This is a genomic window from Leptothoe sp. ISB3NOV94-8A (assembly GCF_043421595.1).
Classification (GTDB): Bacteria; Cyanobacteriota; Cyanobacteriia; order Phormidesmidales; family Phormidesmidaceae; genus Leptothoe; species Leptothoe turfae.
This window is the reverse complement of the sequence record NZ_JAXSQW010000001.1, coordinates 4,398,489-4,422,002: the sequence shown is the minus strand read 5'-3', so window position 1 is coordinate 4,422,002 and position 23,514 is coordinate 4,398,489. Positions and strand designations below refer to the sequence as shown.

Annotated in this window: 34 protein-coding genes; 23 read left to right on the top strand and 11 right to left on the bottom strand. The window is 47.0% G+C overall.

Translation table 11 applies throughout. The features are described from left to right. Position 1: 1 nt before the first annotated feature. The 8 genes from SPB21_RS18705 to ndhN all read right to left on the bottom strand — a co-directional run bounded on the left by SPB21_RS18705 (position 2) and on the right by ndhN (position 6,526). A complete protein-coding gene (locus SPB21_RS18705; protein WP_006515923.1) occupies positions 2-949 on the bottom strand; it encodes a DNA-directed RNA polymerase subunit alpha in 948 nt (315 codons plus the stop codon). Between the two features lie 66 nt (positions 950-1,015). Continuing rightward, entirely contained in the window at positions 1,016-1,408 is a 393-nt protein-coding gene (gene rpsK, locus SPB21_RS18700; protein WP_163661973.1) for a 30S ribosomal protein S11, read from the bottom strand. A 169-nt stretch (positions 1,409-1,577) separates the two neighbouring features. After that, a complete protein-coding gene (rpsM, locus tag SPB21_RS18695) occupies positions 1,578-1,958 on the bottom strand; it encodes a 30S ribosomal protein S13 (RefSeq protein WP_163661971.1) in 381 nt (126 codons plus the stop codon). 106 nt (positions 1,959-2,064) lie between these two features. Then, positions 2,065-2,178, bottom strand: a complete 114-nt coding sequence (gene rpmJ, locus SPB21_RS18690) for a 50S ribosomal protein L36 (protein WP_006515920.1) — start codon at positions 2,176-2,178, stop codon at positions 2,065-2,067. A gap of 216 nt (positions 2,179-2,394) precedes the next feature. Next, positions 2,395-2,805: a photosystem II protein Psb27 gene (psb27, locus tag SPB21_RS18685; RefSeq protein WP_163661969.1), complete on the bottom strand. Its 411-nt coding sequence runs from the start codon at positions 2,803-2,805 to the stop codon at positions 2,395-2,397. Positions 2,806-2,932: 127 nt separating this feature from the next. After that, positions 2,933-4,717, bottom strand: a complete 1,785-nt coding sequence (locus SPB21_RS18680; protein ID WP_250564853.1) for a R3H domain-containing nucleic acid-binding protein — start codon at positions 4,715-4,717, stop codon at positions 2,933-2,935. A 99-nt stretch (positions 4,718-4,816) separates the two neighbouring features. Beyond that, complete coding sequence (ldpA, locus tag SPB21_RS18675; RefSeq protein ID WP_499867390.1) at positions 4,817-5,962, bottom strand: circadian clock protein LdpA; 1,146 nt, start codon at positions 5,960-5,962, stop codon at positions 4,817-4,819. A 90-nt stretch (positions 5,963-6,052) separates the two neighbouring features. After that, the gene (ndhN, locus tag SPB21_RS18670; protein WP_163661966.1) at positions 6,053-6,526 is read right to left on the bottom strand and encodes an NAD(P)H-quinone oxidoreductase subunit N; all 474 of its coding nucleotides are present in this window, start codon (positions 6,524-6,526) and stop codon (positions 6,053-6,055) included. A gap of 467 nt (positions 6,527-6,993) precedes the next feature. On the opposite strand from ndhN, the gene rplC reads away from it, so the two are divergent. The 21 genes from rplC to infA all read left to right on the top strand — a co-directional run bounded on the left by rplC (position 6,994) and on the right by infA (position 18,146). Continuing rightward, positions 6,994-7,632 carry a 50S ribosomal protein L3 gene (rplC, locus tag SPB21_RS18665; RefSeq protein WP_163661964.1) on the top strand — a complete coding sequence of 213 codons (639 nt, stop codon included), beginning with the start codon at positions 6,994-6,996 and terminating at the stop codon, positions 7,630-7,632. Positions 7,633-7,650: 18 nt separating this feature from the next. Continuing rightward, entirely contained in the window at positions 7,651-8,283 is a 633-nt protein-coding gene (gene rplD / locus SPB21_RS18660; protein WP_163661962.1) for a 50S ribosomal protein L4, read from the top strand. Continuing rightward, a complete protein-coding gene (locus tag SPB21_RS18655) occupies positions 8,276-8,581 on the top strand; it encodes a 50S ribosomal protein L23 (RefSeq protein WP_163661960.1) in 306 nt (101 codons plus the stop codon). Before rplD ends, SPB21_RS18655 begins: the two co-directional genes overlap by 8 nt. A gap of 41 nt (positions 8,582-8,622) precedes the next feature. After that, the gene (rplB, locus tag SPB21_RS18650; RefSeq protein ID WP_163661958.1) at positions 8,623-9,486 is read left to right on the top strand and encodes a 50S ribosomal protein L2; all 864 of its coding nucleotides are present in this window, start codon (positions 8,623-8,625) and stop codon (positions 9,484-9,486) included. Between the two features lie 78 nt (positions 9,487-9,564). After that, on the top strand, positions 9,565-9,843 hold the full coding sequence (rpsS, locus tag SPB21_RS18645; RefSeq protein ID WP_163661956.1) for a 30S ribosomal protein S19: 279 nt from the start codon (positions 9,565-9,567) through the stop codon (positions 9,841-9,843). 11 nt (positions 9,844-9,854) lie between these two features. Continuing rightward, complete coding sequence (gene rplV, locus SPB21_RS18640) at positions 9,855-10,217, top strand: 50S ribosomal protein L22 (RefSeq protein ID WP_006515910.1); 363 nt, start codon at positions 9,855-9,857, stop codon at positions 10,215-10,217. A 44-nt stretch (positions 10,218-10,261) separates the two neighbouring features. Continuing rightward, positions 10,262-10,993 (top strand): 30S ribosomal protein S3, encoded by a 732-nt coding sequence (gene rpsC, locus SPB21_RS18635; RefSeq protein ID WP_006515909.1) that lies wholly within the window; start codon positions 10,262-10,264, stop codon positions 10,991-10,993. Positions 10,994-11,029: 36 nt separating this feature from the next. Then, on the top strand, positions 11,030-11,449 hold the full coding sequence (gene rplP / locus SPB21_RS18630; protein WP_006515908.1) for a 50S ribosomal protein L16: 420 nt from the start codon (positions 11,030-11,032) through the stop codon (positions 11,447-11,449). A gap of 3 nt (positions 11,450-11,452) precedes the next feature. After that, on the top strand, positions 11,453-11,701 hold the full coding sequence (rpmC, locus tag SPB21_RS18625; RefSeq protein ID WP_163661954.1) for a 50S ribosomal protein L29: 249 nt from the start codon (positions 11,453-11,455) through the stop codon (positions 11,699-11,701). Positions 11,702-11,715: 14 nt separating this feature from the next. Next, complete coding sequence (rpsQ, locus tag SPB21_RS18620; RefSeq protein ID WP_163661952.1) at positions 11,716-11,967, top strand: 30S ribosomal protein S17; 252 nt, start codon at positions 11,716-11,718, stop codon at positions 11,965-11,967. A 12-nt stretch (positions 11,968-11,979) separates the two neighbouring features. Further along, on the top strand, positions 11,980-12,345 hold the full coding sequence (gene rplN, locus SPB21_RS18615; RefSeq protein ID WP_006515905.1) for a 50S ribosomal protein L14: 366 nt from the start codon (positions 11,980-11,982) through the stop codon (positions 12,343-12,345). Positions 12,346-12,374: 29 nt separating this feature from the next. Then, positions 12,375-12,686 (top strand): 50S ribosomal protein L24, encoded by a 312-nt coding sequence (rplX, locus tag SPB21_RS18610; protein WP_163671561.1) that lies wholly within the window; start codon positions 12,375-12,377, stop codon positions 12,684-12,686. Between the two features lie 44 nt (positions 12,687-12,730). Continuing rightward, positions 12,731-13,276 carry a 50S ribosomal protein L5 gene (gene rplE, locus SPB21_RS18605; protein WP_163661950.1) on the top strand — a complete coding sequence of 182 codons (546 nt, stop codon included), beginning with the start codon at positions 12,731-12,733 and terminating at the stop codon, positions 13,274-13,276. Positions 13,277-13,296: 20 nt separating this feature from the next. Continuing rightward, positions 13,297-13,698 (top strand): 30S ribosomal protein S8, encoded by a 402-nt coding sequence (gene rpsH, locus SPB21_RS18600; protein WP_163661948.1) that lies wholly within the window; start codon positions 13,297-13,299, stop codon positions 13,696-13,698. 67 nt (positions 13,699-13,765) lie between these two features. Continuing rightward, positions 13,766-14,302: a 50S ribosomal protein L6 gene (rplF, locus tag SPB21_RS18595; RefSeq protein ID WP_163661946.1), complete on the top strand. Its 537-nt coding sequence runs from the start codon at positions 13,766-13,768 to the stop codon at positions 14,300-14,302. A 7-nt stretch (positions 14,303-14,309) separates the two neighbouring features. Beyond that, complete coding sequence (rplR, locus tag SPB21_RS18590; protein ID WP_006515900.1) at positions 14,310-14,666, top strand: 50S ribosomal protein L18; 357 nt, start codon at positions 14,310-14,312, stop codon at positions 14,664-14,666. Positions 14,667-14,687: 21 nt separating this feature from the next. Continuing rightward, the gene (gene rpsE, locus SPB21_RS18585; protein ID WP_006515899.1) at positions 14,688-15,212 is read left to right on the top strand and encodes a 30S ribosomal protein S5; all 525 of its coding nucleotides are present in this window, start codon (positions 14,688-14,690) and stop codon (positions 15,210-15,212) included. Positions 15,213-15,248: 36 nt separating this feature from the next. After that, positions 15,249-15,695, top strand: coding sequence for a 50S ribosomal protein L15 (rplO, locus tag SPB21_RS18580; protein WP_163661942.1), 447 nt, complete (start codon positions 15,249-15,251; stop codon positions 15,693-15,695). A 98-nt stretch (positions 15,696-15,793) separates the two neighbouring features. Continuing rightward, complete coding sequence (gene secY / locus SPB21_RS18575; protein ID WP_163661940.1) at positions 15,794-17,116, top strand: preprotein translocase subunit SecY; 1,323 nt, start codon at positions 15,794-15,796, stop codon at positions 17,114-17,116. Beyond that, entirely contained in the window at positions 17,116-17,670 is a 555-nt protein-coding gene (locus tag SPB21_RS18570) for an adenylate kinase (RefSeq protein WP_163661938.1), read from the top strand. The genes secY and SPB21_RS18570 overlap by 1 nt, the downstream gene beginning before the upstream one ends. Positions 17,671-17,921: 251 nt before the next feature. Next, the gene (gene infA / locus SPB21_RS18565; protein ID WP_006276978.1) at positions 17,922-18,146 is read left to right on the top strand and encodes a translation initiation factor IF-1; all 225 of its coding nucleotides are present in this window, start codon (positions 17,922-17,924) and stop codon (positions 18,144-18,146) included. Positions 18,147-18,202: 56 nt separating this feature from the next. On the opposite strand, the gene SPB21_RS18560 is transcribed toward infA, so the two are convergent. Further along, on the bottom strand, positions 18,203-19,264 hold the full coding sequence (locus SPB21_RS18560; protein ID WP_499867382.1) for an N-acetyltransferase DgcN family protein: 1,062 nt from the start codon (positions 19,262-19,264) through the stop codon (positions 18,203-18,205). Between the two features lie 128 nt (positions 19,265-19,392). Next, positions 19,393-20,565, bottom strand: a complete 1,173-nt coding sequence (gene chrA, locus SPB21_RS18555) for a chromate efflux transporter (RefSeq protein WP_163703007.1) — start codon at positions 20,563-20,565, stop codon at positions 19,393-19,395. 97 nt (positions 20,566-20,662) lie between these two features. Here chrA and SPB21_RS18550 point away from each other — a divergent pair, with 97 nt between their 5' ends. Continuing rightward, a complete protein-coding gene (locus SPB21_RS18550) occupies positions 20,663-21,622 on the top strand; it encodes a LysR substrate-binding domain-containing protein (RefSeq protein WP_163661932.1) in 960 nt (319 codons plus the stop codon). 189 nt (positions 21,623-21,811) lie between these two features. On the opposite strand, the gene hemJ is transcribed toward SPB21_RS18550, so the two are convergent. After that, positions 21,812-22,402 carry a protoporphyrinogen oxidase HemJ gene (gene hemJ / locus SPB21_RS18545; protein ID WP_163661931.1) on the bottom strand — a complete coding sequence of 197 codons (591 nt, stop codon included), beginning with the start codon at positions 22,400-22,402 and terminating at the stop codon, positions 21,812-21,814. Positions 22,403-22,596: 194 nt separating this feature from the next. On the opposite strand from hemJ, the gene menB reads away from it, so the two are divergent. After that, positions 22,597-23,430 carry a 1,4-dihydroxy-2-naphthoyl-CoA synthase gene (menB, locus tag SPB21_RS18540; RefSeq protein WP_163661929.1) on the top strand — a complete coding sequence of 278 codons (834 nt, stop codon included), beginning with the start codon at positions 22,597-22,599 and terminating at the stop codon, positions 23,428-23,430. Positions 23,431-23,514: the final 84 nt, after the last annotated feature.

Here is a 23,514-nt window from a genome sequence, read left to right as displayed (position 1 = left end):
CCTAAGATTGTTTAGCCGGTTTTTCGATAGGTAGGGTAATTCCCAATCGATGTTGTAGTGAATCAATCACCTCTTCCGCTGACTTCTGACCAAAGTTCTTAATCTCAAGGAGATCTTCTTGGCTGTAGTCCAGCAAATCAGACACAGAATTAATCTGCGCTCGCTTCAAACAGTTATAGGCACGTACAGACAGCTGTAATTCTTCAATTGGAATCTGATAAGTGGTGTCTTCCTCTTTGACGTCTTCATCCCGCTTGGGCTCAAGGGTAACATCCTTGAGTGGGTTAAACAGGTCTATCAGAATATCCGCTGCCTGGCTCATTGCCTGCTGAGGCGTCAGACTACCATTCGTACTAACTTCCATCAGTAAGCGATCTTTAGGCTGATCGGCACCAACGATTGTCTCTTCAACTGAATAATTGACCTTTCTTACTGGCATAAAGACAGCGTCAATTTGCATGAAGTCTAGGGCTGTTGCTTCATCGCGATTGTTGCTGACAGCACGGTAACCATGACCATTTTCTACCCGAAACTCCATTTCAAGTGTGTGACCCTGCGCAACTGAGGCCACGTAATGATCTGGGTTAATAAGCTCAACTTCAGCAGGCAACTCAAAATGCGCTGCCGTTACAGTTGCAGGACCTTGTACAGCTAGGCGGCCAATCTGAGGTTGGTTTGTGTAGGTCTTAACAACAACTTCCTTGAGGTTCAGAATGATATCAAGCACATCCTCACGTACCCCTGGAATTGTTGCAAACTCATGATTTGCCCCTGCCATGCGCACCGCTGTGATAGCAGCACCCTCAATATTTGAGAGTAAAACCCGTCTGAGTGCGTTACCAACTGTGATCCCTTGACTACGCTCAAGAGGTTCGAGTACAAAACGACTAAATTGGCTCTGATCGTCTTCGACGATTGATTCTACACATTCAATTTTAAACTGTCCCACTACAGTGACCTCCCTTAGATAGCTATTGCCTGGTGGCTAACTTTTTAGCTGATAGGTTAAAAAAAATTAGACGCGGCGGCGCTTGGGTGGGCGGCAGCCGTTGTGGGGAATAGGCGTCACATCACGAATTAAAGTGATTTCTAACCCAGCCCCTTGAAGAGCACGAATGGCCGTTTCACGACCAGCACCAGGGCCACTAACCATGACTTCAACCTGACGCATTCCTTGGTCCATAGCTCGACGGGCAGCACTGTCGGCTGCTGTTTGAGCTGCAAAGGGAGTTCCTTTCTTGGCACCTTTAAAGCCGCTGGAACCAGCTGATGCCCATGAAACTGCATCACCTTTGGTATCTGTAATAGTCACAATGGTGTTGTTAAATGTTGATTGAATGTGGACAACACCGTTGGGGACATTCTTCCGGGGTTTGCGTCCACCCGCGCGCTTGACGCCTTTAGCCATAGTTCCTGTATTCCGAAAACGTTAACTCTTTAAAAACCTGTGTGGTCGCCGACTAGTGACCCACCTGATTGCCAATTCCTTGCCAAAATGCCTTTCCTGTTGTAGCACGCATGTCTAAATCGGCAACCCTTGGAATGTAAAGATCACCTACAGATTGCGTCGTCAGGTTTTATTTCTTACCAGGCTTCTTCTTGCCAGCAATAGCCAAGCGCTTACCACGACGTGTGCGCGCATTAGTGCGAGTCCGCTGACCACGCACGGGCAGTCCTGACCGATGGCGACGTCCTCTGTAGCAGCCAATATCCATTAGCCGCTTGATGTTCATACTTTCCCAACGTCTCAAATCACCTTCGATTTGATAGTCGTTTTCAACCACTTCCCGTAGTTTTGCTACATCGCTATCGGCCAAATCCTTAACGCGAATATCGGCGTTGACCCCAGTTTTTTCCAGGATCTCTTTGGACCGACTCAGGCCGATACCGTAGATGTAAGTTAAACCAATCTCAATGCGCTTATCCCTTGGTAGGTCAACGCCTGCAATACGTGCCACCGTGCTTTCTCCCTAGTTTGCTGCCGTGCGGTTACGTTGGCACTGACATGTCAGTTGGCAACCGCTCAGTTGAATGTGAAATAAATCGTTAAACTCGTTACAGTGGCTAACCCTGGCGTTGCTTATGCTTGGGGTTAGAACAAATAACCATCACTCGACCGCGCCGACGGATCACCCGGCACTTGTCGCACATCTTCTTGACGGATGCCCGTACTTTCATGCTGAAAATGTAAAAAACTTGCCTACAGAAGTGTGATTCTAGCAAATAGCTTAACAAGCGGTCAATTAATTTTTGTTATGGACAGTTGATGTGTCTTGAGCTCGCTTGCTACTCGATATAGCCATTAGTAGATGTAAATTGCCATGGGAATACCCAAAAAAGCCTCGCCGGATTCCGGCGAGGCTTTTTTGGGTATTTGTGACTGTTAATTATTAGCTAAGCCGATTCTCGACGCAGTGCAGCTTCGACTTGCTTAAACTCTTGTTCTAACCGAGCCTTCAGCTTTGCGGGAATAGGGCGATTGGGATAGGAACTATAGTGGCCTGCCAGCGCATTCACTGCTGTTTGCATGGTGGCAAAGGAACTTAGACTAGCTGCATTTGCAGATCGACGATAGCGAGCTGAGAATGCATTGATCTGTTGTCTGGCTTGGGAGCGAACCTCAGGGAGGTTTGGAGCATCTGCGGGTAGCTCAATGGCGGTTCTGAGGGTTTCTACAACTGCCATGGTGTCTTGGCGATAGTTACCGCTGAGTCCGTCAGCTCCCATGCCGTCACCACCGCAGCCAGTGAGACCTAGGATGGCCACTAGGGTAAATGCAAACAAACGAGACAAAATACGTTTCATAAACTTATTCCCAATTACAGATGGCTCCAATTGTGTGCCTGGCCATTGGGCCTGTGGTGATTATCTTATCTGAATGGGGTACTCAGGAGAACGTTTAGGTGTATGGCACCCATAGGTATGGCGATATTTAGGCGGGAAAAATACGTAGCCGACGGTTGGGTTCATCCCCAAAACTCAAGGACTTAAGTCGATAGTGCTCGGCTAATTCGTGTTGCATTTTTCGGATTTTTGCGGAGCGGGGTAATAATTCGACGGGTTGTCCTTTAGGAATCACAATTTGCTCAACTGCTAGCCTTGCTTCTTCAAGGGCTTCGAGTTCATCATCTTCGCCTTGGCGAGTAAAGAGAGAAAGATCAATAGCTGCTGATTGATCTCTAGGGTCAATATCTAGAAGACGTTGCAGGGCCCGTGTGATCTGTGGAATGGTATTGGATTTGACGGTGTAAATAGGAAGTTGACGCGATTTTGCAATGGTTTTGAGTTTAGAGTGGTTTCGCACATGCGATCGCAATGCCAACACTGCTTGAGCCACCCCAAGCTCCTTGGTAATTGATACCGGAAGTTTCAGCGTATCAATGACATGATGTAGCTGTTCACGGCTAATGCCATAGGGATAAATCGGCACCAAATCTTCCCCATTAGGCCCCACTGGTGTGGACAGCTCCAAACTACTTGTATCCAGTTGCCGATCCAACAAGGCTTGAAACTCATCAGTAGCATTAGGTACGGGCAGTGGCGTCGGTGCCTTGGTGCCATGCTGGCGAGCTCGTTGTGCAACGGGTTCCATTTGGCCAGCCTCGCGCCAACCTCGCTGAGTCCGTCGAGTGGTGCGCCTTTGACTAACAATATCCGGTAGTTCATGGGTAATGGAGACTTTGCCGTTTTCTCCCACCGTCCGAACCTGGGTTTCCGACATGCGCCCGCGCAATAGATGATCAACCGTAGCTGCTACATCCTCATGGACAACCCACCGTTGTCGCTCCAGCATTTCAATGGCCATGTCAAATGTGGGTGGAGCTTTGCGTTCCAAAACACTTTTTTGACTACCCCGACGACGAGCTTCATCATCTCCTAGGGTGACCGTTTGAATACCGCCAATGAGGTCAGCCAGAGTTGGATTTTTGATCAGGTTTTCTAGCTGGTTACCATGGGCGGTACCCACTAGCTGTACCCCCCTTTCTGCAATAGTTCGGGCTGCTAGTGCTTCGAGCTCAGTACCGATTTCATCAATGATAATGACTTCGGGGGTATGGTTTTCAACGGCCTCGATCATGACTTGGTGCTGCTGTTCCGGTCGAGCTACTTGCATACGGCGGGCTCGACCGATGGCAGGGTGAGGGATATCTCCATCACCAGCAATTTCGTTGGACGTGTCTATAATGACGACGCGTTTATCAAGGTCATCTGCTAAGACGCGAGCAATTTCGCGTAGAGCAGTAGTTTTGCCCACACCTGGTCTGCCCAGCAGTAAAATTGACTGGCCTGCTTCAACCAGGTCACGAATCATTTCGACCGTACCAAAAACAGCTCGACCCACTCGACAGGTCAGGCCAATAATGGTTCCAGCTCGGTTCCGCATAGCACTAATGCGGTGTAGCGTTTTCTCAATTCCAGCGCGATTATCACCCCCAAACGTCCCAACCCGTTCAATACAGTGCTGTAAATCTTCCTTGGAAATAACCTGCTCTGAAAGATAGTCTGCCTTGCCTGGAAATCTAGCTTCGGGTCGTCTACCTAAATCTAGGATGACCTCAATTAGCTGAGAACGCTGAGGGTGATTACTCAGGGGAGCCCGCAGGCCTTCAGGCAGGATACTTAAAAGCTGATCCAGGTCGTCATGAATTGGAGCACTGCTTTTAGAAAGTGCAGCAGTCGATTCAGGCGTAGATTGATATTCGTCTGAACGAGCCATAGATTCGGGAAACTAAAAAGGAATATTTAAAAATAGGTAGAATCGAGCCAGGTTTTCAGCCATAGGAGTCAAACTGGCTTGCCTGACTACAGCTATCTCCTATGGGGGAACCGTCGCAGCTGGGCTTGGTTTTGGATAGTTCTCTTGTTTTAAGAAGTGTGAAATACTGGTGGCGTTCCGGATATCAGGCTTAATCTGACTTACCAAGCCCAGCGCTAAGTTAACCTGCTGCCATAGCTGCTCTGGCTCATCTTCGAGATGGCCATCTCCCAGGTTCAATAATCGACGGGCGTAGCTACCATAGGCAATCCCGTGAATTCCTATGGTGTTGGAGTTAGTCTCTCCAAGAGACTGTAGGCGAGGCTTGAGCAAATTTAGCGATCGCAACTTAGCCACCGTATAGTCGTTGGTTCCGCCTGCTAGTTGAACATAGCCAGGTAAACGAGCGTTTAAGACCTTTTCAGCTAGCCGAACCGTCGCAAGGGTTGTTCCCCTACCAATATCGCCGCTCATGGGTCGTCCGTCCGTCTGCCACAGCAATTGGTTGGGCTTAGGATCCATTAACTGATAGAGCTCAGTTAGATAGTCAACAATGGTGATGCCGTAAGCCTCGCTATCGGGGCAACTGACGGCCACCAACTTCAGCTGCGGAATATAAGAAGCAATTTGCTGCCATAGGCGCTGAAATTCAATCTGTCGACCAATTTGAGTGTGGATTTCAATTGCATCGATGAAGGGAATCAGTGTGGGTACGAGCTCACCTGCGGCTACAGTAAATGCGTTCTCTTTCAGCAAACCATAGGGACAGACCGGCAAACAACGGCCACAGCCATAACAGCGTTCAGCAATTACCCCCAACCCTGACAGCCCAGGTTTGTCTGAAAGTAACGAGATCGCATCAGCTGGGCATACTCGCTCGCAAGGACGGGGGCAATTGACAGGGCATTTTCGGCCATCAAACCACGCTTTGCGGAAGTGAGGATCTTGACCATCATTAAAACTCACCATCAACCACGGACGTCTGCCAGAGCCAGTTGGTGTCACAAACTGTGATGCAGTTATTCCATCAGTGGCAGCCTGTACCACTGCCAGATCAGCTGCTACATCAACGCAATCTGCCCCTGCAAGGCTATACACCAGGGACAAATTACGGACTTTTGAGACATCTTGATAACTAGCGCCACAAATAAGCTTGAACCATTGTCCAAGTCTCAGGGAATCTAGCGGATTTAGGGGAATAGTCACCCACCTATACTATCGCTTAGCAAAATACTCTGCAGTCAAATTAGAACAAATGTTCTTTTTTGGCCAGTTTCTGGTTGGCCAATGGTCGACCTATGCAGATTTAACAGCGTCCTTAAGCGGAAACCACTTAAATGAGCGGTCACCACCTAGTTCAACAACCACTTTGATGCGGGAGTCGGATTCACATAGGGTTGTTAAGAATGCCAATTCTTGGCTAGATAAAATATGTCCCTCAATTAACCAGAGCAAAATACCCTTCATGCCTTTAGCCATACGCTCTAGGCGATAATCCAACACGGCTGGCACAAAATAGCGATCTCCGACAGCGGCTTGCCCCATACTTTTCTTACCTAAATGGGGAGGGCGGACACCGTGTACATCACCTAAGTAAGCTGATAAATCCCCCAGCCCACGGGCCGTCATGTGTAAACTTTCATAACCTGATGCCCGCATGCGTCGCTGATAGCGGCCTTCGAAGCCACCCTCCAACGGTACCTGCACTGCCAGTGCACCGTTGCTCTCTAAATCCCGAACAAATCGATTGCCGAATACAAGTAATCCCATAACTTATGCAAACAGTGCCTAAATGGTGGTTGCTCTACTACATATATTAGGCCGGTTAAACGTCACCTTTGATAAAAACACGGCAGGTTCTTTGCATTCAAAGCTTTATCAAATTAGGATTTCAAATTTAATTTGATAAAATAATGGACAAGTATCTCAAATGTCTGTATTATTATAAACCGCTGCCAAGCTAGATACTAAGTGGTGCTGCTGCTTAAGTCTAAGGCGCAACTTTAACGGCTCAAAGGGTTGTGTCTCAATACATCAAAGGTATTGAGGTTGTTTGTATACCCTGGCTAATGTTCAAAATATTCAATCAAATACGGTTGAATTTCTGGAGAGCGGGTAAGTGCTCTTTGCATTTGTCTGTCTTTCCGGGTAATTGCCCCCGCTGTGAAAAAACAAGGGGCTCAAAGTGCTGGCTGTGAATCACCACAGTTTAGCTGAAATGTTTAGGGAGATTGATTGTGTCTGTCGGTATTCTCGGGACAAAACTGGGAATGACTCAGGTGTTTGATGACGCTGGTAACGCAGTACCGGTAACTGTCATTCAAGCAGGCCCCTGTGTCGTTACTCAGGTTAAAACGCAGCAAACCGATGGCTACTGCGCCGTGCAGATTGGCTATCAGGAAGTAGCGGAGAAGGCATTGACTAAGCCTGAATTAGGTCATCTCAAAAAGGCAGGAGCTCCTAGTCTGCGTCATCTGCGTGAGTATCGTGTTGATGACAGCTCGTCATTTGAGTTGGGTCAAACTGTTGCAGCGGATATTTTTGAAGCTGGTCAACTAGTAGATATCTCTGGTAAGAGCATTGGTAAAGGGTTTGCAGGTAACCAAAAGCGTCACAACTTTAGTCGTGGTCCAATGAGTCACGGCTCCAAGAATCATCGCCTACCTGGTTCTATCGGACCTGGTACAACACCTGGCCGAGTCTACCCTGGTAAGAAAATGGCCGGTCAATTAGGTAATGTGCAAGTTACTGTGCGCAAGCTTGCGGTCGTAAGGGTAGATAGTGAGCGTAGTGTTCTGCTGGTTAAAGGTGCTGTTCCTGGTAAGCCAGGCGCACTACTGAACATCGCCCCTGCAAATATTGTCGGCAAGAAATAAGGGGGCTAAGAACTTATCATGGTTGATTGCGTAATAAAAGACTGGCAAGGGGCTGATGCAGGTACTGCCACCCTTGATCTAAGCGTTGCCAAGGAAGATAACGCTGCTCATATAGTGCATCGCGCCATTGTGCGTCAGATGCATAATTCTCGCCAAGGCACGTTGTCTTCAAAGACGCGTTCCGAGGTGCGTGGAGGTGGCCGTAAGCCGTGGCGTCAAAAAGGTACCGGTCGAGCTCGTGCTGGTTCTAACCGTTCTCCATTGTGGCGTGGAGGTGGGGTTATCTTTGGTCCCAAACCTCGTGACTTCGATGTCAAGATGAATCGCAAGGAGCGTCGTTTAGCCCTGCGTACAGCATTCCAAAGTCGAGTGGATGACATGGTCGTTGTTGAAAACTTTGCTGATCAACTCTCAGCTCCTAAGACGAAAGAAGTGCTTTCAGCTCTGGAACGTTGGGGAGTTGATGTTGAGCAGAAAGTTTTGATGATCACAGCTGAGAAAAATGAAGTAGTCTATCGCTCTGTGCGTAATGTGGCCAACATCAAATTGATTTTGGCTACTAATCTCAATGCTTACGACATCGTTCTAGCTGACAAGCTAGTGGTGACAGCAACAGCTCTCGAGAAAATTCAGGAGGTGTACAGTGCCTAAGGCAATTGACCCCCGAGATCTGCCCGACATTGTTCGGAAGCCAATTATTAGTGAAAAAGCGACCCTCAATCTGGAAAATAATCAATACACCTTTGAGGTTGCTCCAAAAGCTACAAAAACTGAAATTAAGGCAGCGATTGAAGCATTGTTTGATGTCAAAGTGACTGGCATTAGTACTATGAATCCGCCTCGTAAGAAGAAGCGCCTTGGCCGTTTTATAGGCTATAAGCCTACCTATAAGCGAGCAGTTGTGACTCTCGCTGAGGGTGATAGCATTCCTCTTTTCCCAGATGTCTAGTACCGGCTTTAGCACTACTCAATTAGTTTGTAGATAAAAACATGGGAATTCGTACTTATCGGCCTCTGACTCCAGGTACTCGTGAGCGCAGTGTTTCTGACTTTTCAGAAATCACTCGGAGTAAGCCGGAAAAGAAATTAACGCGCTCTATTCATCGTGCCAAGGGAAGAAACAACCGTGGTGTGATTACTTGCCGTCATCGTGGTGGTGGTCACAAGCGTCTCTATCGCGTGATTGATTTTAAGCGCGATAAGCGAGAGGTAACGGCTGAGGTTCTTTCGGTTGAATATGATCCCAACAGAAATGCGCGCATCTCTCTGGTTCAGTATGAAGATGGCGAGAAGCGCTACATTTTGCATCCCGTGGGATTAAAAGTGGGGGCTACTATTGTCGCTGGGACTGATGCTCCCCTTGAGGTGGGTAATGCTTTGCCACTATATAAGATGCCTCTTGGCACGTCGGTTCATAATGTTGAACTGTATCCAGGACGTGGTGGTCAAATTGTTCGTGCAGCTGGTGCTTCTGCTCAAGTAATGGCTAAGGAAGGGGGATATGTCACCCTCAAGTTGCCTTCGAGTGAAGTCCGTATGGTTCGTCGTGAATGTTACGCCACAATCGGTCAAGTAGGTAACGTAGAGTCTCGTAACGTAACTTTAGGTAAGGCTGGTCGTAAGCGTTGGTTGGGGCGTCGACCAGAGGTTCGAGGCAGTGTTATGAACCCTGTGGATCACCCCCATGGTGGTGGTGAAGGTCGTGCTCCCATTGGGCGTAGCGGTCCTGTGACTCCCTGGGGTAAACCAGCACTTGGCTATAAGACCCGCGATAAGAAGAAGGCTAGTACCTCGCTAATTGTTCGTCGTCGTCGTCGTTCCTCTAAGCGTGGCCGCGGTGGTCGAGACGCATAAATGTTTATCCATTCGTTTGGATTCTATTGCTCATCCAAATTTTGTTGTTCAACCGATTGTTGTTAGGCTGGCGAAACTATGGCTCGCTCTCTCAAGAAAGGTCCTTTTGTGGCGGATCACCTGCTCAAAAAGATTGAAAAGCTCAATGCTAAAGGGGACAAGCAGGTGATTAAAACCTGGTCTCGTGCCTCTACTATTATCCCTCAAATGATTGGGCATACCATTGCTGTTCATAATGGTCGTCAGCATGTCCCGGTGTATGTCAGCGAACAAATGGTCGGGCATAAGTTGGGTGAATTTGCCCCCACGCGTACATTTCGTGGGCATGTCAAGAGTGATAAGAAAGCGAGACGATAGGGAGGTTAGCCATGGTTGATATTGACAGTAGTAATCAAGTTAAATCTGTTGCTCGCTATATTCGAATGTCGCCTCATAAGGTGCGTCGGGTACTTGATCAGATTCGCGGCCTCTCCTACCGAGAAGCTCTAATCATTCTTGAATTTATGCCCTACAGGGCTTGTGAACCAATTCTTAAAGTTCTCCGCTCTGCTGTAGCCAATGCTGAGCATAACAATGGCATGGACCCCGTTGATCTTTACATTAGCGAAGCGTTTGCTGATCAGGGGCCTGTCCTTAAGCGTTATCGACCTCGGGCCCAGGGGCGTGCTTATCAAATTCGTAAGCCAACCTGTCACATAACAATTGCAGTGGCCCCTGGCTCTGCTAGTTAAGGTCTAGTATTTTTTCGCTGTTAGCTCTGTATAAGGAAGGATTTGTGGGACAAAAAATTCACCCAATTGGCTTTCGTCTTGGCATTACTAAAGAGCACGCTTCTTGTTGGTATGCCGACTCAAAGCAGTACCCTAGTCAATTGCAAGAGGATCATGTAATTCGTCAGTTTATTGAGAAAACCCTCAATAACGCTGGTATCTCTGATATCAAGATTGCTCGTAAAGCCGATCAAATTGATTTAGAGGTGCACACAGCTCGACCTGGTGTTGTTGTTGGTCGTGGTGGCACAGGTATTGAGTCTCTGCGGGCTGGTTTACAAAAACAACTCAAAGATAATACCCGTCAAATTCGTATCAATGTAATCGAGGTTGCTCGAGTTGATGCTGAAGCTGCTCTGATTGCTGAATACATTACTCAGCAGCTTGAACGACGTGTATCGTTTCGCCGAGTGGTAAGACAGACAATTCAACGTGCTCAACGTGCTGGTGTTGAAGGGATCAAAATTCAGGTTAGTGGTCGTTTGAATGGGGCTGAAATCGCTCGTACTGAATGGACACGTGAAGGGCGTGTGCCCCTGCATACGTTGCGCGCGAACATTGACTACGCTTACAAAACTGCTCAGACTACTTACGGAATTCTAGGCATTAAGGTCTGGGTTTTCAAAGGTGAAATTATTCCAGGTCAGGAAGATGTTCCTCAACCTGCTAATAATCAGCCACGTCGTCGTCAGCCACGTCGTCGTCAACAGTTCGAGGACCGTTCTAACGAGTCCTAATTATTTCTCTTTAACTGTTTAGCCTGTTTAAGCATCATGCTGAGTCCTAGAAGAACAAAATTTCGTAAACAGCATCGCGGTCGTATGCGCGGTATGGCCCATCGTGGCAGCACAATTAACTTTGGTGAATATGCTCTCCAAGCCACTGAGTGCTCTTGGATGACTTCTCGCCAAATTGAGGCTGCTCGTCGTGCGATGACTCGTTATGTGAAGCGTGGCGGGAAAATTTGGATTCGTGTTTTCCCAGATAAGCCTGTGACGATGCGTCCGGCTGAGACCCGTATGGGATCTGGTAAGGGTAACCCTGAATTTTGGGTTGCTGTGATCAAGCCCGGTCGAATTGTTTTTGAAATTACTGGTGTGCCTGAGGAAATTGCCCGTGAGGCGATGCGTTTAGCATCCTTTAAGCTGCCATTCAAAACAAAATTCATCGCTCGTGAAGGATTGGAGGGATAATTTATGGCGCTTTCTAAGGCTAAAGAGTTGAGGAAACTCAGTGAAGATGAGCTGTCTACTGAAATTGCTAATGTTAAGCGTGAACTGTTTGATTTGCGCTTCCAGCTAGCCACCCGTCAGATGGAGACAGGATTTCATCAGTTTAAGCATGCTCGTCGTAAATTGGCTCAGCTAATGACTATCGAGCGTGAACGGCAACTGAGTGTTGGTGCGACGACTAGCGAAAATGCGGCAGTGAGTAGCGAGCAGTAGGAGTTGAAAAAGCTATGGCAGCTAGAGAACTAACGGGGCGAGTGGTGAGCGACAAAATGGATAAGACAGTTGTTGTGGCTGTTGAAAATCGTGTCCCCCACCCCAAATATCAGAAAATCGTCGTCCGTACTAAAAAGTACAAGGCCCATGACGATGCTAATGAGTGTAAGGATGGCGATATTGTTCGTATTCGCGAAAGTCGCCCTCTTAGCCGAACCAAGTGCTGGGTCGTTGCCGATATTGTAGGCCGTTCTGAAAAAGTGTAGGGGAGCCAACTAATGATTCAGCAGGAAACATATCTGAATGTGGCAGACAACAGCGGCGCACGAAAGCTAATGTGCATTCGTGTTCTCGGCGGTAATCGTCGCTATGCGAGCGTGGGTGATGTCATTATCGCCGTTGTTAAGGACGCGCTACCAAACATGGGTGTAAAGAAATCTGACGTTGTCCGTGCTGTTGTTGTACGTACCAAGAAAAATCTTCGTCGCAACAGTGGTATGAGCATTCGTTTTGATGATAATGCCGCTGTTCTCATTAATAATGACAACAATCCAAAAGGTACTCGAGTTTTTGGGCCTGTTGCTCGTGAGTTGCGTGACAGAAACTTTACCAAAATTGTTTCACTAGCACCGGAGGTACTGTAGTGGCTAGCAAACAAGCTGTGCGTCACAAGATGCACGTTAAGAAAGGCGACACTGTGCAGGTTATCACCGGTAAGGATAAAGGCAAAGTAGGCGAAATTACTGCTGTTTTGCCTAAGAAGAGCCTGATAATTGTTGAAGGTGTCAACATTCGTACTAAGCATGTTAAGCCTCGTCAAGAGGGGGAGTCAGGACAGATTGTTACATCTGAGTTTCCGATTCATAGTTCAAACGTGATGCTTTATTCCAAAAAGGAAAAAGTTGTTAGTCGTGTTGGCTATACGTTTACCGATGATGGTCGTAAAGTCCGCATCTTGAAAAAGACAGGCGAGATCATTGATTAGCTCACTATTTGTCCCTGACCAAGCCCAGGGAAAGGAACGAGAGAATGGCTGAACAGCTGAAAAATTTTTACAATACAAAGGTTGTTCCTAAGTTAATGGAGCAATTTGAGTACAAAAATGTACACCAGGTACCCAAGGTACTCAAAGTAACTGTCAACCGTGGTTTAGGAGAAGCCTCACAGAATGCTAAAGCATTGGAAGCATCTGTGAGCGAGGTGGGTGTAATTACTGGTCAACGGCCTGTGATCACTCGTGCTAAGAAGGCGATTGCTGGATTTAAAATTCGTCAAGGTATGCCAGTCGGGGTTATGGTTACCCTTCGTTCTGAGCGTATGTATGCGTTTCTAAATCGCTTAATCAATTTGGTTCTACCCCGTATTCGCGATTTTCGAGGGGTTAGTCCTAAGAGTTTTGATGGTCGGGGAAACTACACCTTGGGTCTGCGTGAGCAGTTGATTTTTCCTGAGGTCGATTACGACAGTGTTGATCAGGTTCGCGGCATGGATATTACGATTGTTACCACTGCCAAGACTGACGAGGAAGGGCGTGCTCTTCTCAAAGAGCTGGGAATGCCGTTCCGGGATAACTAAGGTTTATACGAGAGAGAAATATGGCGTCTAACGATACGATTTCAGACATGCTGACGCGCATTCGAAATGCAAATCTCGCGCGGCATAGGACTGTCCAAATCCCATCTACCAAAGTTACCCGTAATATTGCCAAAGTGCTTCAGGAAGAGGGCTTTATTGGTGATACCTCGGACGCAACTGAAGGTGTGGCACGCATGATGACGGTGAGTCTAAAGTACAAGGGTAAGATGCAGCAACCTATTATTCGTAATCTGACTCGTGTCAGTAAGCCGGGTTTGCGAGTTTATTCAAGCTGCAAAGATTTACCGCGAGTGTTGGGGGGTATCGGCATTGCCATCGTTTCTACCTCAAGTGGCATCATGACTGACAGAGATGCTCGTCATAAGGGTATCGGTGGAGAAGTGCTCTGTTACGTCTGGTAATGTTTTGCCTTGCTTGTATTAATTAGTTGTTTTCGCGGCTATTGCTGGCGGTTAGGGAAAAATTAAAATGTCTCGGATTGGTAAAAAACCGGTACCTGTACCTTCAGGTGTTACCGTGTCTATCAATGCTCAATCAGTAGTTGTCAAAGGTCCAAAGGGAGAGCTGTCTCGCATTTTACCTGGGGAAGTCAATATTACCCAGGAAGGTGAGCAAGTAATTGTGACCCGTCAAGATGAGTCGCGTGCTGCGCGAGCATGTCATGGGCTGTCACGTACTTTGATTGCCAATATGGTAGAGGGTGTTTCTAAGGGCTTTGAGAAGCGTCTTGAGATTAAAGGCGTTGGTTATCGTGCTGCTGTCAAGGGTAAGACCTTGAATATGAACTTGGGCTATAGCCATCCGGTCGAATTCGAACCACCAAAAGGCATTGAGTTCAAGGTAGAAAACAACACGAATATAATTGTGTCTGGTATTGATAAGGAACTAGTAGGAACCGTCGCTGCTAAGATTCGTGATGCCCGACCGCCTGAGCCCTATAAGGGTAAAGGTGTACGCTATCTCGGTGAGATGGTGAGACGTAAAGCTGGTAAAGCAGGGAAGTAATTGAGTTATGAAAGCTACGCGTAAACAATCTACCCGTCGTCGTCACGCGCGCATTCGTCGCCGAGTCAAGGGTACTGCTGAGCGCCCTCGGTTAGCGGTTTACCGCTCTAATAATCACATCTATGCCCAGGTAATTGATGATTATAAGCATCACACCCTGGCTGCAGCATCTACATTAGAGGCTGACCTTAAAGGAGATACTGGCGCTACTAAGGATGCCTCAGCTAAGGTCGGTAAGTTGATTGCTGAACGTTCCTTAGCTAAGGGAGTTAAGCACGTTGTTTTTGACCGTGGTGGTAAGCTTTATCACGGTCGTGTGGCAGCTCTGGCAGATGCTGCTCGTGAGGCTGGTCTGGATTTCTAGGACTTCTTAAAGGGTTAAATCATGGCAAAGGAACGTCGCAAGAGCAATAAAGGTAAAGAAAAAGAGTCAGAGTGGCAGGAGCGAGTTGTTCAAATCCGCCGTGTCACTAAGGTGGTTAAGGGCGGTAAAAAGCTAAGTTTTCGCGCCATCGTAGTAATTGGCAATGAGAAAGGCCAAGTTGGTGTTGGTGTTGGTAAAGCCAGCGACGTAATCGGTGCTGTTAAGAAGGGTGTAGCTGATGGGAAGAAAAACTTAGTGGATGTGCCTTTGAATAAGGCCTATTCGCTGCCTCATCCTGCTACTGGTGAAGCGGGTGGTGCTCGTGTCTTCATGCGCCCAGCTGCTCCTGGTACTGGTGTAATTGCTGGTGGTGCCGTTCGTACTGTGCTTGAGCTTGCAGGTGTGCGGAACGTTTTAGCTAAACAGTTAGGCTCTGGTAATCAATTAAATAATGCTCGAGCTGCTGCTGCTGCGTTGGCCTCATTGAGAACTTTCTCTGAGGTTGCTAAGGAGCGGGATATCCCCCTTGAGAAGCTCTACGCTTAGATCTGAGATAATTAAAAATTGTTGAGATTTAGAACAATGAGATTAGAGGATATTCAGCCAAAAGCTGGTTCAAGACGCCGTCGTCGTCGCGTAGGGCGTGGCATTTCAGCCGGACAGGGGGCTACTTGTGGTTTTGGAATGCGAGGGCAAAAATCTCGTTCGGGTCGCCCTACGCGCCCTGGTTTTGAGGGTGGGCAGCTACCGCTATATCGCCGAATTCCAAAGCTTAAGCATTTTCCCATTGTGAATCAAAAGGTATTCACAGTGCTAAATGTTTCGCGCTTGGCTGAGCTTTCTGCAGGTTCAGAGGTGACTATAGAATCTCTGATGGAAGCTGGAATCATTACATCTAACGATGGACCACTGAAAATTTTGGGCAATGGTCAGCTTGATGTTGCCTTAACGGTTAAAGCTGCAGCATTTACCCAAAGTGCGAAAGCTAAGATTGAGGCAGCTGGTGGTACCTGTGAAATCGTGGCGTAAGCCTCTAGAATAAGCATATAACTCAGTTAGCTGTGTCTTGGTTTCCGTCCTGGGCGCAGCTTATGTTTAATTAGAATCTAAAACAGAATCTAAAGATTATGGTTGTCAGTCGAGGGAAGACACCAAGCGCTCAGGAAACGTTTTTGCAAATGGCTCAAGCAGCCGGTTTGCGTGGGCGTTTGCTGGTGACTTTGGGATTGTTGGTGTTGGTACGCTTGGGAATGTATATCCCTGTGCCAGGGATTGATCGTGTCGCTTTCTCACAGCAGGTTGATGCTGGAGGCCTGCTTGGTTTCCTTGATATTTTTGTGGGTGGTGGTTTATCCCTGTTGGGTATTTTTGCCTTAGGCATTTTGCCCTACATTAACGCCTCTATCATTATGCAGTTGCTGACAGCCGCTATTCCTCAATTGGAGGATTTACAGAAAAATGAAGGTGAGGCTGGACGACGCAAGATTTCCCAAATCACTCGCTATGTTGCGATGGGGTGGGCGGTACTGCAGAGTACATTGCTGGCTAGCTTTTTGCTAAGTCCTTTTGCGAATGAGCCTGGCATCCTATTCATTGTTGAAACGGCAGTTGCTTTAACTGCTGGCTCAATGTTTGTGATGTGGGTAGGGGAGTTAATTACCGAGCGTGGTGTTGGTAATGGGGCTTCTTTACTGATTTTTCTGAACATTGTTTCATCACTACCTCGCTTACTTGATAGTGCCGTCACCGTAGCTCAGTCGCCAACATCCTCTCGTCAGGAAGTAGCAGGTATCATAGTTGTCAGCCTTGTATATTTGGCTATGGTTGTGGGGATTGTGTTTGTCCAAGAGGGCATGCGTCGAATTCCCATTGTTTCCGCACGACGACAGGTAGGTCGAAAACTCTATCTGGAAAAGAGCAACTACCTGCCTCTGCGTCTAAACCAAGGTGGAGTGATGCCTATCATTTTTGCGTCGGCTATTTTGGTTCTACCTTTACAGGCGGCTCCTTATATTGCCAGCACGCTATCTAATCCTGGGATCTCAGACTTTGTAAATCGATTTTTGAGCCCGGGTTCTCCACCTTACAACCTGATGTATCTGGTTATGATTCTGTTCTTCAGCTACTTCTATGCATCACTGGTTGTGGATCCTGAAGATATGTCGCGGAATTTGAAGAAAATGGGGGCAAGCATCCCAGGTATTCGGCCCGGTAAGGCTACTAGTGATTTTATTGGGAAAGTCTTAAATCGTCTAACTTTCCTTGGTGCCTTGTTCTTAGGGGTCGTTGCGGTGGTTCCCAGTATGGTAGAAAGTGGTTTGCGCGTAACCGTATTTCAAGGCTTAGGTGCTACTTCTCTGCTGATCTTGGTAGGTGTGGCTATTGATACAGCCAAGCAGATTCAGACCTATGTGATTTCTCAACGTTACGAGGGTATGGTGAAAAAATAGTGATCAGAGTAATTTTTTTAGGTCCTCCTGGTGCTGGTAAGGGGACTCAGGCCGCCGTTTTATCTAAAGATTTTGATGTGCCTCACATCTCGACTGGAGATATTCTTCGAGCAGCGGTGGCTGCCAAGAGTGAGCTTGGTCAAAAAGCGGAATCCTATATGAATGCTGGGGAGTTGGTACCTGATGAGCTGATTTTGGATCTTATTCGTGAGCGTTTAGGTCAGAAAGATGCCAGTAAGGGTTGGATTTTGGATGGCTTTCCCCGTAATGTTAGCCAGGCTAACTTTCTAGACAAGCTGCTTGCAGAGATTCAGCAGCCTTGTGAATGTGTGCTGAATCTGGAGGTACCGGATAATGTGCTGATATCTCGCTTATTGTCGCGCGGTCGTAAGGACGATAACGAAGATGTTATTCGTAACCGATTAGAGGTTTATCGTAAGCAAACGGAACCCCTGATTGAATTCTTTAGAAGTCGCCAGCAACTAGTGTCGGTCAATGGGCATCAGGCAATGGGGTCTGTAGAAGCTGATTTGAAACAGGTTTTACAAGCATAGGTTAACTGTCTATGTATATGTTATTAGTAGACATCTATTGGCGGACCATTTCATAGCAATTTGGGTATCGTTTGTTAATCTTATAACGGTGGTTCCATTGTCTAGAACAAGGGACAATCGTGAGAGATTTAAATTGCACTAGCGATGTCAGCAGTTATTCTAACGTGTTCAAGTAGCTGCTATTGGAGCGGGTGGACGGTGAAGTCTGTCCGCTTCGTGTTTGATTATTGATTGAATTGAGGATTAGCTAATTGTCTAAGCAAGATTTAATTGAAATGGAAGGGACTGTTACCGAATCTCTTCCCAACGCTATGTTTCGAGTGGATTTAGATAATGGGTTTAATGTATTAGCCCATATTTCTGGCAAAATTCGTCGTAATTACATCAAGATTTTGCCAGGTGATCGGGTCAAGGTTGAACTAACTCCCTACGATTTGACTAAGGGCCGCATTACCTATCGTTTGAGGAAAAAGTAGTTTGTTCTAAATGCTTAGTTTTGAGTTTTGGGTTGTTGGGTCTACGCTCAATAGAGTTAGGTATTTAGAATAGCGTCGAGGATTGGAGATGGGCTAAAGCGGACAACATCTGTACAAGGTAGTCCGGTCGTTTCTGATAAGTTTGAAATTGCATTTCTAGCTTCATCTTCACTGACTCCAAAGGTATTCAAAGCAATACCTGCCATTTTCGGTGCTCTGTAGGTTCCACCTGCATGAGCCACAGTTTCATAGAGTTTAATCACCTCTTGAATAGGGGGGATGATAAAGTCTGGAAAGTGTTGAATGCGTTCTAGATTAATTTTGTGTACCAAGACAAGATGGGTTGGCTGAGTGCCCCGTAGTAAGGGTAATGTGGCGGTCGAGGCTGGATTGAGCAAAGAGCCTTGACCTTCTACATAGAGCACATCATTTTGGGCGCTATGGTCGAGGACAGCTTGTTCTACTGCCCCGGCTGCAAAGTCTACGCGCACAGCATCGAGGGCTATGCCTGGAGCCCCAAGCATTAGAGCTGTTTGGCCAGTGGCAATTAGCTGTGATCGCAAGCCTTTTGCCTGAGTGGCGCGGTTCAGTTCAATACATGTAGACATTTTGCCAACCGCCATGTCAGTGCCAACTGCCAATACACGGCGGCAATGGTTTAAGTCGCGTGCTTTGCCTGAGCCAACGGAAAGCCCAGGGGTTTCCTGGCGCATGTCCCAAATCCACTGGTCGGGGTAGCGGGTTCGGTCAAGATACTTAGTCAACGTCGGATCATCGTTGAAGTAGGTGTGGAGACCGTTCATCACATTCAGGCCTGCTGCGATCGCAACCCTCACATCTTCCAGCCATGGTTCTGGTAAACGACCTCCAGATGGAGCAAGTCCAATAGCCAGTACATCGGGCTGATAGTGCAAAGCGGCTGCCATCGTGGCCACGATGGGTACATCTCGATTGATGCCGGTAAGTTCTTGAATCGATTGATCCGCACAGGTTTCATCCACAACAACGGCAATGGGATTCTGGCTATAGCGCAGCAGGGCAAGCCCGGTTTTACCCTTGGCTCCAGTAATGCCGTTGTGAAGCAGGATCGCAATGCGATGGTGAGGTTGGAGATGCATAGTAGGGAGACACGTGGGTAAGAAAAGATTTGAGTTCTAAATTATGAGGTTTATTACTCACGGATTTTCGTGCCGTGTAAAACGTTTTAACCGGAATCACTTAAAACTCAGCACTTAACACTCAAAACTTAAGCTCCTCCTAAGAGGGGATAGCCGATGAGACCTACCGCAGCACCGCCTAGAATGAGTTTCCATGCGGTAACTTTGAAACGGATAATGGCGATTAGGGATGCGATCGCAACCACCCCAGCCAAGATCGATAGCGCCCAAGTTTCTCGCCCAAATGCCGTTTGCCCTAAGGGGATGGCCGCTGCCATAATTGCACCGACTACAGCTGGTTTAATACCCTTTAGAAATGCCTGGACCCAAGTATTTTGTCGTAACCGAACCAAAACAGGAGCTGCCAGCATAATAAATAGAAACGATGGCGTAAAAATGCCTATGGCAGAAATCAGTGCTCCAAAAAAACCAGCCATTTTATATCCCACAAATGCCGCTGTGAGGACGACAGGGCCAGGACTAAGCTGTCCGATAGCAACGCCATTGATAAAGTCAGCAGTAGATAGCCAACCTAAACGTTCCACCACCTCGAACTCCAACAGCGGGATAATGACTAATCCACCGCCAAAAATAAGTGTTCCTACCTGTAGGAAAAACGTAAATAAAGGCCAGCCATATTCTGATATGCGTTCAGTTCCCCAAAAACTAGGCTGCAATGTTGCCAATAATCCTAAGGGGGCGACGCTATTGAACCGGAGACTTTTAGAGCCATATAATCCAATCCCTAATAGTCCTGCCAGCAAGAATAAAACCAGGGTGCTGAGATTGCTGAATGTGCTTGCCAAAAAAGCCATAGCAGCAATTGTTATCCCTATCCAGTTCTGAATAGATTTGCGGCCTAACTTATAACAAAAGCCCAGAATGATGGCGATCATGACAGGCGATAGCCCAAAAAATAGAGCGATTAGCTGGGGTAGCTGTTGAAACTGAAAGTAAACCCAGCTTAGAGTTACCACAATCAAGAAGGCTGGTGTAATAAATGCCAGACCTGCTACCAAAGCCCCCAACCAACCAGCATAAACATAGCCGGTGTAAATACCCATCTGAGTCGAGGCTGGGCCTGGAAGCATTTCACATAACGCCAGACCATCGCTAAACTCATCAGCATCAAGCCAGCCGCGTTGCTCAACTGCCTCATCGTTAATCATGGCAATGTGAGCCTGGGGACCTCCAAAGCCAATAGCACCTAACTTTAGAAACAATTCAGACAATTCTTTAAGTCGATTTATCTGACTATTCATAGAAAAAGTCCACTCTAATAGGTTTCTTTGATAGAATAGACTCTATCGAAGGATACGTGACGATTGATTACCGCTAGCTGCAACGAGGACTCAGACCGTGATTCATGCGACGCTCCATCAGCTCAAGGTATTTGAAGCAACTGCGCGCCACGGTAGTTTTACCCGTGCAGCCGAAGAACTTTATTTAACCCAGCCAACAGTATCAATACAAGTCAAGCAGCTTACAAAAGCTGTAGGATTGCCATTATTTGAACAAATTGGTAAGCGGTTATACCTGACCCAGGCTGGTAAAAAGCTACTAGAAACCTGTCAAGAAATTTTTCAAGGGCTATCTCAGTTTGAAATGTCCATTGCCGATCTTAAAGGCATGAAACAGGGGCGCTTGAGTATAGCTGTCATTACAACTGCCAAATATTTCGTTCCACGCCTGTTAGGACCATTTTGCAAGCGCTATCCTGGCATTGACATTTCGCTCAAGGTGACAAATCACCAAAATATTCAGGAGCGTATGATCAATAATCGGGATGATTTGTTTATTTTCAGCCAACTGCCCAGCCAGCCTGATCTCAAAACTTATCCCTTTTTGGATAACCCGCTGGTGGTAATTGCGCCTACAGATCATCCACTGGCTGGCAAAGCAAATATACCGATTGAGGCCTTAAATAACGAGCCCTTCATTATGCGTGAGCCAGGTTCAGGTACTCGCGAAGCGGTACAAAAGCTATTTGCCGCTAATAATGTGGATGTAAAAGTCCGTCTTGAACTGGGTAGTAATGAAGCCATTAAGCAAGGGATTGCTGGTGGTCTAGGTGTTTCGGTCCTATCCCAACACACCATTATTTCTGAAGGCACGAGTGGTGAATTTGCCATTCTTGATGTTGAAGGTTTTCCCATTCCTCGCCAGTGGTATGTTGGTCATTTAGCCGGTAAGCAGCTTTCTGTAGTAGCTGAAAGCTTCTTGACATACTTGCTAGAGGAAAGTCCTGCTATGGCTAAAAAGTTTTTACCAGGTCTGGGGCAACCAATGCCGAACCAGGAAGCCGTAGTGGTTGGCTGAGACTTTATCAAGCCAATATAAAGTTCACATTTGACAACTGGTTCAAAGTCGAAACCTGATAGTTTATGACATCTCTTGGGATGCCAAATACTGCTACTCAGGCAGCTATCGTACAAGGCATTTCCCCTAGAGCTGTAACCTGCAAAAGTTTATTGTTTTTTGCAGGTTAGTCAATACCATATCCCATGGCTAAGATGACAAGGCCTGTTTCGTCTTGTCAGTAGCCTCTGCCACTTCTCTTTCTTTATCTAAGCGACGCTTTCGGGCATAGAGCTGAATAGTTGCCAAAAACGAAATAGTTAAAGCCACAATCAACCATGTGGTGGCGCTAGTGGGAAACTGGTTCTTAAAGATGACCAGCATGACAATGATCACCAGTAATAAAGTGGGTCCCTCATTAAAGAGCCGCAACGTTTTACTGTTCCACATACATTCGCCATTTTCTAACTGCTTAATTAAGCGACCACAGTAAAAGTGATAGATCAATAGCAATCCTACAAAGCCAAGTTTGGCGTGCATCCACCCCTGATGAAGATATTCAGGCATAACTGTGAGTAAGCCTATGGCCATGGCCACAGTTAACACCATGGCTGGTGTAGTGATGATGTTATACAGCCGCTTTTCCATAATGCTGTATTGCTTTTTCAAAATACTCTGAGCGGGTTCAATCTCCATGTCAGCCTCGACATGATAGATGAATAAACGTGCCAGATAGAAAAGACCTGCAAACCAGGCCACGACACCAAAAATATGAAATGCTTTGAACCAGTAGTAAGCCATGAATTTGCACAGTGGGGCTAAAACTTGAAGCCACTATTTTTCTCTAGCGACTATTCTCCCGTAAATGTCATGGTTTTGACTGCTGCGATCTGGCTTTGTAACGGCCTTGTAATGATTAGAGAATGGTGAGTGGTGAGTAGTGAATGGTAGGGTGGGCATTGCCCATCGGGCGATCATTCACCAGCAGACACACCATGCAAGTTGATTGGCAATCTGTCAAAACCTATGAGGATATTTTTTATCACAAGGCCAATGGCATTGCGAAGATCACCATTAATCGTCCCCACAAACGCAATGCCTTTCGCCCCAAAACAGTATTTGAACTCTACGAAGCTTTTTGTGATGCGCGAGAAGACACCTCCATCGGTGTTGTTCTGTTGACCGGAGCGGGTCCCCACACCGATGGCAAGTATGCCTTTTGTGCAGGTGGTGACCAGAGCGTGCGTGGTAAAGCAGGCTATGTAGGGGCTGATGGCATTCCTCGATTGAATGTGCTAGATCTGCAGCGGCTGATTCGATCCATGCCCAAGGTAGTCATTGCCCTGGTGGCAGGCTATGCCATTGGCGGTGGCCATGTATTGCATTTGATTTGTGACCTGACCATTGCTGCGGATAATGCCATATTCGGTCAGACTGGCCCTAAGGTGGGGAGTTTTGATGGGGGCTTTGGGGCTAGCTATCTGGCCCGCATTGTCGGTCAGAAAAAAGCGCGCGAGATCTGGTTTCTCTGTCGTCAGTACGATGCCCAACAGGCACTGAATATGGGACTGGTAAACCATGTTGTCCCCGTGGAACAGCTAGAAGCAGAAGGCATTCAGTGGGCACAGGAAGTTCTTCAAAAAAGCCCTACTGCCATTCGCTGTCTTAAGTCCGCATTTAATGCCGACTGCGATGGTCAAGCTGGTCTGCAAGAATTAGCGGGTAATGCTACGTTGCTGTATTACTTGACAGAAGAAGGTGCTGAAGGAAAACAGGCTTTTCTGGAAAAACGTCCGCCTGATTTTAGCCAATATCCCTGGCTGCCTTAGTTATAGGCTATTGGGCAATAACTATTGAGCAATAACTATTGAGCAATAACTATTGAGCAATCGAACAACCTACTATGGATTTTG